This window comes from Methylocystis borbori (assembly GCF_036576025.1).
Taxonomy (GTDB): domain Bacteria; phylum Pseudomonadota; class Alphaproteobacteria; order Rhizobiales; family Beijerinckiaceae; genus Methylocystis; species Methylocystis borbori.
Genome location: NZ_JAZHYN010000087.1, coordinates 1 through 3301 on the forward strand (window position 1 = coordinate 1; position 3301 = coordinate 3301).

At 66.1% G+C, this 3301-nt stretch carries 1 protein-coding gene and 1 pseudogene; one reads left to right on the forward strand and one right to left on the reverse strand.

The window, feature by feature from the left end; all coding sequences use genetic code 11:
• Window positions 1-121: 121 nt before the first annotated feature.
• Window positions 122-2653, reverse strand: coding sequence for a cell cycle histidine kinase CckA (gene cckA / locus V3H18_RS16410; RefSeq protein ID WP_332083159.1), 2532 nt, complete (start codon window positions 2651-2653; stop codon window positions 122-124).
• 251 nt (window positions 2654-2904) lie between these two features.
• Here cckA and V3H18_RS16415 point away from each other — a divergent pair.
• Window positions 2905-3301, forward strand: a pseudogene (locus tag V3H18_RS16415) (hypothetical protein); the annotation flags it as partial.

The window sequence follows — 3301 nt, forward strand, 5'->3', positions numbered from 1 at the left end:
CGCGCCGCCGCCATCGGCGCCCGAAGCCGGCGCCGCCGCGCCCGAGGTCTATCGCGAAATCGTGGGGCCTGACGGCGTCAGCCGCCGCGTGCGCGTCGTGGCCCCGTCGCTGTGAGGCTACTCACTCGATATGCGTCTTCACCGTCTCGATCAGTTGCTTGATCGAGAAGGGCTTGGGCAGAAAGCCGAAATCGCCCTCGGGCAGGTTCTTGGCGAAGGCCTCTTCCGCATAGCCGGAAACGAAGATCACCTTCGCCTTGACGCCGCGCTTGCGCAGTTCCGCGAACATGGCGGGGCCGTCCATCTCCGGCATCACCACGTCGGAGACGATGAGATCGATCTTGCCGTCGACGCGATCGACGACCTCCAACGCCTCGAGGCCCGTCGTCGCCTCGAGAACGGTGAAGCCGCGCGAACTCAAGGCCCGCGCCCCGATGGAGCGCACCGCGTCCTCGTCCTCGACGAGCAGGATGACGCCCTGCCCGGTATAATCCGCCGCGACCTTGGGCGCGTCGGCCTTTTGCGGCGCCTCCTTCTCGTCGGGCGTGTAGCGCGGCAGGAAGATGCGGAACGCCGCGCCGCGCCCGACCTCGCTGTCGACGAAGATGAAGCCGCCCGACTGCTTGACGATGCCGAAGACGGTCGAAAGCCCGAGGCCCGTGCCCTTGCCGACCTCCTTCGTCGTGAAGAAGGGCTCGAAAATCTTCTCCTTCACATCCGGCGGAATGCCGGCCCCATTGTCCTCCACTTCGACGAGGACATAGTCGGCCGGCGGCAGTTGCGGCTCGTTGAAGCTCGCGCACTCGGCCTGCGTCACATTGCGCGTGCGGATTTGCACGCGCCCGCCCGATTCCGGCATGGCGTCGCGGGCGTTGACGACGAGATTGATGACGACCTGCTCGAATTGCGTCAGATCGGCCTTCACGAACCACAGATCGCGGCCGAGGCGCAATTCGAGCTCGTTCTTCTCGCCGACGATGCGGCGCAGCAGATTTTGCACTTCGGAAAGCGCGTCGCCAAGTTGCAGCACTTGCGGACGCAGAGTCTGGCGGCGGGAGAAAGCAAGCAATTGGCGCGTGAGGCCCGCCGCGCGATTGGCGGTCTCCTTGATCTGGCGAATGTCGCGGAAAGCCGGGTCCGTCGGCCGATGGCTCGACAGCAGAAGATCGGAATAGCCGATGATCGCCGTCAGCATATTATTGAAGTCATGCGCGATGCCGCCGGCAAGCTGGCCGACCGCGTTCATCTTCTGCGATTGCGCGAACTCCTCCTGCAGCTTGCGCTGCTCGGTGGTGTCGAGCGCGTAGATCATCGCGCCTTTCTTGCCGGCGTCCTCTGCCGAAGAGACGAAGAAACGCGCCGAGCGCGACGCGGCGCCGTCCTCGAAGAGAACGTTGACGGGGCGCACCTCGCCCTTGCCTTCGATCGCGTCCTCGATCGCCTTGCGCAAAGCCGCGCCGTCGCGCTCGCCGAGCCCCGCAAGCACCGACCAGGGCGCGCCGTCCTTGCCATGGCCGGCCTTGAGCGCCTCCGGCAGCAGCCTCGCGAAAGCGGCGTTGGAGGACAGCACGCGGCCTTCCGGGTCGAGAGTCGCGATCGCCATGGGCGTCGAATTGAAGAAGCGGGCGAAACGCACTTCCGCTGCGCGCAGGTCTTCTTCCGGTTGCTCGCCCGCCGCGCGGTTGAGCACGAGCGTGCGCGAGGCGCCGGCCGCGCCGTCCTGGCCGAAAGCGACCTGATGCAAGAGGCGCACGGGGAGCGACCGTCCGTTGCGGCAACGCAGATCGAGATCGATCTGCTCGGTGCGCACCTCGCCCGGCGCGCCGGAGATCGCCGTCAGCAGCGCGGCGCCGTTATTGGCGACGATCGCGGCGAGGGTCGCGCCCCCGGAGCCGACCTGCGTGAGGTCGTAGCCCAGCCAGCCGGCGAGGGTCTTGTTCATGTAAGAGACGGCGCCGTCTGCGCCGGCGGAAAAGAAACCAGCCGGCGCGTGATCGAGAAAGTCGATCGCGTGCTGCAGTTCCTGAAAGATATTTTCCTGGCGCTCCCGGTCGGCCGTCACGTCGGCGACGGTCCAGAGGCTCGCGCGCGCGCCTCCCGTCATCGGCAGCGGCCGGACGCGGATTCGATACCAGCCGACCGCGCCGATGACCGCGCTCTTGCCGGAGAGCGGCGGCGAAAGGCGCAAATCCTCCGTATGCGCATTTCCGAGCCGCGCCGCCTGCGCGAGCCTGTAGATCGCCTCGGAAACCTCGGGCGGTCCCGAGAATAGCCGCTCGACGACCTGAAGGCCGGAGGCGTCGCGGGCCCCGCACAGAGCCATATAGGCGTCGTTGGCATAGAGGATTCGCGTTTCTCCGCGCGTGACCAGCAGTCCTTCGCCGGCGGTGTCGGCGATGAGCTTCGTCACGTCGTTGCGCGCGATCCGGTTGGAAAACTGGATGAGCCCGACGGCGTAAGCGAAAAGAAAGAACACCCCGGCGAAGCCGAAGAACGCCAGCGCGAGCATGGCGAAGCGCGGGGCGAGCTCCACGGGCGCGAAATAATAGACGGCGAGCGCCGCGACGACGGCGACCGCGAGCGCCAGGACAAGCCCGACGCTGGCGGGACGCTCGCTCCGCTCGAATGCCGACGCCGCTATCCTGTCGGTCATCTCTCGTTCACCCGCGCCATTTCGCCGATCGAGACGGTCCGCGCCGCAGGCGTCTTTCCCGCTTATGGGCCGACGCGCGCAGAATCATTCGGAAAACAATGGCCGCGGCGGCGCCTTCTGGCAACGGCGCCAATGTAAAATCCCCCGCTATGCGTCACGGATTAACCATTGATTAACCTTTTTTCGGCGCTTGCCATGAAAGCTGTTAATTTGGCAAGGTTCCCGCGCCTTACAACAAGAGACGGCCGTTCATGCCAGATAGATTCACGCAACTGCTCCCAATACTTGGAGCGCTCGTGGCGTTCCTCGTCGCCGCAGTGCTCGTCCTGTATATTATCCGGCTGTTGTTCGGTCGCCGCATCCGCTCGTCCGCTCCGCGCAACCGGGCGCGACGGCTGGACATCGTCGACGTGTTCGATCTCGATCGGGAACGCCAGCTCGTCATCGTGCGGCGGGACAATGTCGAACATCTCCTGCTGATCGGCGGGCCGAACGACATATTGGTCGAAGCGACGATCAATCGCGTCGAAGGCATGCTCGGCCGGCCGGGCGAGCAGCGGCAGGCGGCGGCCCCCGGAAATTGGCCGGCGGCTCCCGGCCAGCCGGAGCGCGAACATGTCGAGGGGCCTCCCGGGCCGCCTCCGGGAT

What these genes read in the sequence shown, in the direction of transcription:
- cckA (WP_332083159.1), bottom strand. Translation starts at nt 2,653, where the DNA reads ATGACCGACAGGATAGCGGCGTCGGCATTCGAGCGGAGCGAGCGTCCC.